We start from the raw sequence: 7,046 nt of genomic DNA, 5'->3' as shown, positions 1-7,046 counted from the left end.
CCCTCCCACTTGTCGTTGGAGTAGCGGTTGTCGGACGTGTATCGACAGGGGAGACGGCTGATGATGTCGCCCGAGAGCTTCTGCGGATCCGTCTGCCACTGCTTGGCGGTGTAGTCGCGGAAGAAGGCCTCGAACAGGGGCCGCCCCACCAGGGCGATGCCCTTCTCCTCGAAGTTCGCCGCCGACTTCACGTCGAACTCGCCCGCCTGCTCGCGGACGAGCGCACGGGCCTGATCGGGGGTGTACGCAGACTGGAAGAACTGGTTGATCGTGCCGAGGTTGACCGGCATCGGGAACACGGTTCCCTTGTGCGTCGTGTAGACGCGGTGCACGTAGTTCGTGAACGTCGTGAAGCGGTTGACGTACTCCCAGACCGTGGGGTTGGAGGTGTGGAAGAGGTGCGCGCCGTAGCGGTGCACCTCGATGCCCGTCTCGGGCTCGGCTTCGCTGTACGCGTTGCCGCCGATGTGAGGGCGACGGTCGATGACCGTCACCTTGCGGCCGGCGTTCGCGGCCCGTTCTGCGATGGTGAGGCCGAAGAATCCCGAGCCGACGACGAGGAGATCCATCAGGCCGCCGTTCCGACGACGATGCGGGGGGTGCCGGCCCACAGCGCTGCATCCGTCGCCGCGCGGCCGTCGACGAGCAGCTTGATGCCGGGCAGCTGCGCGGGCGTGAGCTCCTTGTAGTCGGCGTGATCCGTCTGCAGGATGGCGATGTCGACCGCTCCGCCGATCTCGTAGGGCTCGAAGCCGAGGCCCTGGAGTTCCTCGTCGGTGTAGAGCGGGTCGTGGACGACCACCTGTGCGCCACGATCCTTGAGTGCCCTCACCGTGGGGAAGACGCCCGAGAACGCGGTCTCCTTGACACCGCCGCGGTAAGCCGCGCCGAGGACGACGGCGCGCAGGCCGCTCAGGTCTCCGAGGATGCCCTCTGCCTGGGCGACGAGCCGCTCGGGCATCGAGGCGTTGAGCTGGCGGGCGACGCGGACAATGTCGGCGTCGGGGTCGGTCGACAGGTACAGGCGCGGGTACACGGGGATGCAGTGCCCGCCGACGGCGATACCGGGACGATGGATGTGGCTGTACGGCTGCGAGTTGCAGGCGTCGATCACCTTGTAGACGTCGATGCCGTGCGAGGCCGCGAACAGGCCGAACTGGTTGGCGAGTCCGATGTTGACGTCGCGGTAAGTGGTCTCGGCGAGCTTCGCCATCTCGGACGCCTCGGTGCTGCCGAGGTCCCACACGCCGTTGGGCTTGGCGAGATCGGGCCGCTCGTCGAACTGCAGGACGGCCTCGTAGAACTCGCGCGCACGACGGTTTCCCTCGTCGGAGAGCGCGCCGATGAGCTTCGGGTACTTGCGGAGATCGGCGAACACGCGGCCCGTGAGCACGCGCTCGGGCGAGTAGGCGAGGTAGAAGTCCTCGCCCTCCTTGAGCCCCGAGCCCTCTTCGAGCATCGGCTTCCACCGGTTGCGGGTGGTTCCCACCGGCAGCGTCGTCTCGTACGAGACGAGCGTGCCGGGGGTCAGGTGCTCGGCGAGCGACTTCGTCGCGGAGTCCATGTACTTGAAGTCCGGCTCCCACGTCTCGTCGTTCACGAAGACGGGAGCGACGAGCACGACCGCATCCGCACCGGGGATCGCCTCGGCGTAGTCGGTGGTCGCACGAAGCCGACCGGCGGGGATCAGCTCCTCGAGTCGCTCCTGCAGGTGCGCTTCCCCGGGGAAGGGCTCCTGAGCGGCGTTGATGGAATCTACCGCCTTCTGGTTGACGTCGACGCCGATCGCATCGTGACCGGAGGAGGCGAACTGGACGGCGAGAGGGAGCCCGATCTTTCCGAGGGCCACGACGGCGATACGCATGAGGTCCAGTCTACGGGGCCGATGCTGGGTCGACGCCGCAGGCGCGGCCTAGCGGCGGCTGGGCGTCAGCCGGCGCCCGACATCGGTGAGCGGTCGCTCGTACAGGCGATAGCAGAGGACGCTGCCGACGAGGGTCAGGACGACCGCCACGACGGCGATGATCGCATCGGGCAGGCGATCGCGCACCAGCAGCGACACGACGGTGAAGGCGATCGGATGGATGAGGTACACCGAGTAGCTCGCCTCCCCCAGCGTGCCCAGTGGTCGATCGATCCACCGCGGCGCGTCGACCACGAGCTTGTACGCCACCGCGCACAGCGCGACGCAGACGGCCGAGAAGACGAAGCGATTCGCACCTGTCACGAGACTGATCTGCCCCTCACCGGAGGGCCAGACGACGAAGATCGCGAGCGCGACCACGGCGACGAGGAGGAGAATCCAGCGCGGCACGGAGACATCGCGAAGGAGGCGGCCGATCGCCATCCCCGCGACGAAGAGGAACGCCTGGTTCAGCGGGTTGACGTACATCGACCACTGCTCGCTCAAGGGGGACGCGGCGTCGAGGACGCCGAACGAGAAGTATGCGGCGATCGCGAAGAACAGCGCCACCGCACTCCAGAACGCCCACCGACGCCGAAGGGTCAGCACCAGCAGGGGGAAGAGCGCGTAGAAGACGAGCTCGTTGCCGATCGACCAGGCGCCGAGCGCTATGTACCCGTTCCAGTCGAAGAATCCGAACAGTCCGGTGAGGTTCAGGAAAGCCGTGAGCGGGGCGGGCCATTCGCGGTCGAGGACGAGTGTGGCGATGGTCACCAGCCACAGCAGCGGGAAGATGCGGAAGGCCCGACGCACGAAGAACGTGCCGACCTGACGGGACGACTGCATCCTCGTGGCGTAGACGTGGTACATCGTCAGGCCGCTGAGAACGTAGAACACGGCGACGCCGTAGATGCCGATGCGCCCGAGCGGCGTCTGCGCGCTCTGGGCTCCGAAGGTCCACGAGGTGTAGTGATACGCGACGATCCCGAGCGCGGCGATCCCTCGGAGGTAGTCCAGGTTGCTCAACCGGGCACCTGGGAGCGAGGACATAGGGGCAACCCTACCGCCGACGACCGGTGTCTCTCCTGCGTGCGTTCCTGACATCCCGTGCCGTCGGCCGCGCCTAGCGGTCGACGCTCCCATCGATTCCCAGGACGGACGCGAGAGTCGGATCGAGCGCCGACCCCAGGTACGACACGAAGGTCGAGGTCATGTGGTTGATGTCCCGGTAGACGAACATCTCGCCGATGATCACCGGGCACCGGGTCTCGTCGCAGATGAAGTCGGTCAGGTCGACGTAGGTCGACCCTGTGGTCTCGGCCGCCTGCTTCTGGGCGTCGGCCAGGGCATCGTCGATCGCCCAGTCCCTTTCTCCGTCGCAGGCGGTGACGTCGGAGACATCCGTCGAGGCGCAGGTGGCGGGCTCCGCACGCAGGCGCGGGGAATCGGCGATCACCACCACCTCGCTTCCTGCATCGCGAAGGCGCTGCAGGGTGGCGCCCAGTCCTTCGTTCCACAGCGCAGCGCGATCCGCTCCATCGGGGCTGTCGGCGAGCACATAATGGGCGTAGTTGGAGATCACCACAACGTCCGGCGGATCGGCGACGAGATGCTTCACGACCTGTTCGCGCCACCGATCGCACGAGGTGTACGGCACCCCCTTCACGAGAACGGTCACCGCCGCGGCCGAGCAGGANNCCACCGCAGGGAACCATTGCGCCGCGTGGGAGTCTCCGAACAGTGCGATGCTCCTGTCCCCGTCGGGATCGCCGTATTCGCAGTCCTGCACGCCTTCGGTCTTCGCGTCGAAATGGCAGCCGTCGGTGAAGACGGGCGCGAGGTCCTCTGCCACATCGGCGAGTGCGGGGCTCATGTCGCGCGGCACGAACTCCGTCGCAGTCGGCGGCGACTGAGGCACGGCGGGGGCGGCGGTCACGTCTCCCCCGGCGCCTGTGAGACGCTGCGCCGACCAGTGCACGCCCGCTCCGGCGCCCACGACGAGCACGACGGTGAGTCCGAGCGCCGTGAGCAGGGTCGCTCGGGGCCGTCGCGACACCAGCAGCGCGGGCGATCTCAGCGGGGTCTCGACGAAGCGGAACAGCAGCCACGCGGCGGGCACCGCGATGACGATCCCCCACAGCACCCTCGTCGGAAGATCGAGCGGGTTCTGCTCCCCCACGGCGGCCTGCGTCACGGTGAGCAGCGGCCAGTGGACGAGGTAGAGCGAATAGGAGATGAGACCGACGAACTGCATCGGTCGCAGAGAGAGCGCGGCCGTCGGCCCCGCCGAGACCGCCCTGGCACCGAAGAGGATCACGAGCGCCGTGCCCACCGTCGGAAGAAGCGCCGCCGTCCCCGGGAACACGGTCGCGCCGTCGTAGAGCACGGCGGCCCCGCCGATCATCGTGATGCCGGCCCAGCCACCGACCGCGTCCACCCATCGAGGCACAGGCAACGCGCCTCTCAGCAGGATCGCGCCGACGAGCGCGCCGATCAACAGCTCCCACGCTCTCGTCGGGAGGAGGAAGAACGCGGAGGGCTGATCGATCGGGGTCTGGAGGATGCCGCCGATTAGACTCGCCGACGCCAGCACGGCGATGCCGCCGATCACGAGAGCGCGTCTGCGTCGGACGAGCACCACGAGGAGGAGGAGGATCAGCGGCCAGAGCAGATAGAACTGCTCCTCGACGCCCAGCGACCAGTAGTGCTGATAGGGCGACGGCGAGTGGTCCGCGAGATAGTCGGTGTCCTGGATCGCGAACCAGACGTTCGGTACGTACAGGATCGTCGCCAATCCGTCACGCAGCACGCGCTCCAGTGCCAACGGCGGGTAGAAGACGACGGCGGCGACGGCCGTCAGCACGGCGACCACCACGGAGGCTGGCAGGATCCTGCGGATGCGGCGCGCGTAGAAGTCCGCGAAACGGATCCGCCCGTCTCGCTCCAGCGACTCGCGGAGATGGGTCGAGATGAGGAACCCCGAGATCACGAAGAAGACGTCGACGCCGATGTACCCGCCGGAGCTGACCGGCGCACCCGCGTGGTAGAGCCGGACCAGTCCGACCGCGACGGCCCGCAGCCCCTGGATGTCGGTACGGAACCCGCGACGCGGCCTCGAGACCGCCTCAGGCGCGCTCACTGGGCAGGGGTCTCCCCTGCGGCCCGGATCAGCTCGGCGATGACGCGCTCTGCCGCGTGACCATCGCCGTAGGGCGCCGCATCCGTGTCATCGGGTCGCGGGCGCGTGACCGCGGCCGTGATCTCGGCGGCGGTGTTGGCGAGCACGTTCCACCCCAGCTCGATCGTCTCGACCCACTCGGTCTCGGTGCGGACGGTGGTGCACGGGATGCGCAGCAGGAACGCCTCCTTCTGCAGACCGCCGGAGTCTGAGACGACACCGGCGCTCGACAGCGCGGCTGCGATCAGCTCGGGGTAAGCGAGAGGTGCATGCGCGATCAGCGACCCCTGGGTGAGGGCGATGCCGTGTGCCGCGGCCTTGGCGACCACGCGCGGATGAGCGAGAAGGATGACGGGCTTGTCGAGACCCCCGAGTGCTTCGGCGACCTCTGCGAGACGGGCGGGATCGTCGGTGTTCTCCGCGCGGTGGATCGTCGCGACGTAGTACTCGCCGGCCGCGAGGCCGAGCTCTTCTAGCAGCGCCGAGGGGCGCGCTCCGACCTCGTCCCGCACCTCGAAGAGCACGTCGGTCATCACGTCGCCCACGAGGACCGTCCGCTTCGCGAGGCCCTCGGTCTCGAGGTGGTGAACGGCGACCTCGGTGGGCGCGAGAAGCAGATCGGCTGCGTGATCGGTCATCACGCGGTTGTGCTCTTCGGGCATGCGGCGGTTGAAGCTGCGCAGACCCGCTTCGAGGTGCGCGACCGGGATGTGCATCTTCACCGCGCTCAGTGCCGCGGCTACGGTCGAGTTCGTGTCGCCGTACACGAGGACCCAGTCAGGGCGGTGCTCGTCGAAGACCGCATCGAGCGCCGCGAGCATCGACCCGGTCTGCACTCCGTGCGACCCGCTGCCGACGCCCAGGTGCACATCGGGCGTCCCGATGCCGAGGTCCTCGAAGAACACGTCGGACAGCATCGGGTCGTAGTGCTGACCCGTGTGCACGATGACGTGCTCGACACCTGCCGCGAGTGCGGCCTTGTGGATGGGGGCGAGCTTGACGAACTGGGGGCGCGCGCCCACGACGCTGACGATCTTCACGGAGACAGTCTAGATCGGCGAACCTGGGCGCTCCGGCATCCGGGATACTCTGGAGCGGTGCGCATCCTCGTCGTGACTCCGTGGTTTCCCACCGCGGACTCCGCGGTGTCCGGTGTGTTCGTGCGCCGCGAGGTCGAGGCACTCGCCGATGCCCACGACGTCACGGTCATTCATCTGGATTGGCAGCAGGGGCGCCCTCTCGACGGCCCGCCGCAGGCCGGGTATTCCTATCGGCACCTGTCGCTGAAGCGCTCCGACCCGCGGGCGTATCTGCGGGCCCGCCGGTTCGTGTCCGCGGCAGCGCACGATCACGACCTCGTGCACACTCATGCGCTCACCGGGCTCCTGCCGTGGGCGATCGGCCGCCCGGGAGGAGGCACCCCCTGGGTGCATTCCGAGCACTGGTCCGGGATCAGCGCCCCCGAGACCCTCGGGATCGGCGAGCGCGCGGCCCTCAGTCTTCTCGGCCCCCGTCTTCGCTCCGCAGATGCCGTGATCGCCGAGAGCACCCGCCTCAGCCACGCGCTCCGGCGTTTCCGCAAGGCTCCGATCGACCTCGTCCCGTGCGTCGTCGACGAGCCTGCGGCCATCCGGTCCCGCGCCGCAGAAGACATCCGGCTCGTCGCCGTGGGAGGGCTCATCCCGCGGAAGGGTCCGCTGCTGGCGGTCGCCGCGACGGCGTCGCTGATCGATCGGGGAATCGACGCCAGCCTCACCTGGGTGGGTGACGGGCCTCTCCGCGAAGGGGTGGTGGCTCGAGCGGCCGAGGCGGGAATCTCCGACCGGGTGAGACTGCCGGGACGGCTCGATGACAGCGGCGTCTCTCGCGAGCTCAACGCGGCGACGATGTTTCTGCTGCCCACGCAGGGTGACAACTTCTGCGTCGTCGCCGCCGAGGCGCTGATGCACGGCCGCCCGATAGTGA

Annotated in this window: 6 protein-coding genes; 1 reads left to right on the top strand and 5 read right to left on the bottom strand. The window is 68.3% G+C overall.

All coding sequences use genetic code 11. The features are described 5' to 3' along the window. The 5 genes from J7E68_RS06400 to wecB form a co-directional block, all read right to left on the bottom strand. A partial coding sequence (locus J7E68_RS06400; RefSeq protein ID WP_215170932.1) for an FAD-dependent oxidoreductase occupies positions 1-569 on the bottom strand: 569 nt, incomplete at its 3' end. Continuing rightward, positions 569-1,864 carry a nucleotide sugar dehydrogenase gene (locus J7E68_RS06395; RefSeq protein ID WP_215170930.1) on the bottom strand — a complete coding sequence of 432 codons (1,296 nt, stop codon included), beginning with the start codon at positions 1,862-1,864 and terminating at the stop codon, positions 569-571. The genes J7E68_RS06400 and J7E68_RS06395, both read right to left, overlap by 1 nt. A gap of 48 nt (positions 1,865-1,912) precedes the next feature. Continuing rightward, complete coding sequence (locus tag J7E68_RS06390; protein ID WP_215170928.1) at positions 1,913-2,953, bottom strand: acyltransferase; 1,041 nt, start codon at positions 2,951-2,953, stop codon at positions 1,913-1,915. Positions 2,954-3,026: 73 nt separating this feature from the next. Further along, positions 3,027-5,042 carry an acyltransferase family protein gene (locus J7E68_RS20280; protein ID WP_215170926.1) on the bottom strand — a complete coding sequence of 672 codons (2,016 nt, stop codon included), beginning with the start codon at positions 5,040-5,042 and terminating at the stop codon, positions 3,027-3,029. Then, the gene (gene wecB, locus J7E68_RS06380; protein WP_215170924.1) at positions 5,039-6,121 is read right to left on the bottom strand and encodes a non-hydrolyzing UDP-N-acetylglucosamine 2-epimerase; all 1,083 of its coding nucleotides are present in this window, start codon (positions 6,119-6,121) and stop codon (positions 5,039-5,041) included. The genes J7E68_RS20280 and wecB overlap by 4 nt, the downstream gene beginning before the upstream one ends. Positions 6,122-6,178: 57 nt before the next feature. Between wecB and J7E68_RS06375 the strand changes: the two genes are divergently transcribed. Further along, positions 6,179-7,046: glycosyltransferase family 4 protein (locus J7E68_RS06375; RefSeq protein WP_215170922.1), on the top strand; the 868-nt coding region annotated here is incomplete at its 3' end.

Origin of the sequence: Microbacterium sp. ISL-103 (assembly GCF_018613995.1) — a bacterium.
Taxonomy (GTDB): Bacteria; Actinomycetota; Actinomycetes; order Actinomycetales; family Microbacteriaceae; genus Microbacterium.
Note: the sequence above shows the minus strand (reverse complement) of the source record. Positions and strands in the feature narration are given on the sequence as shown.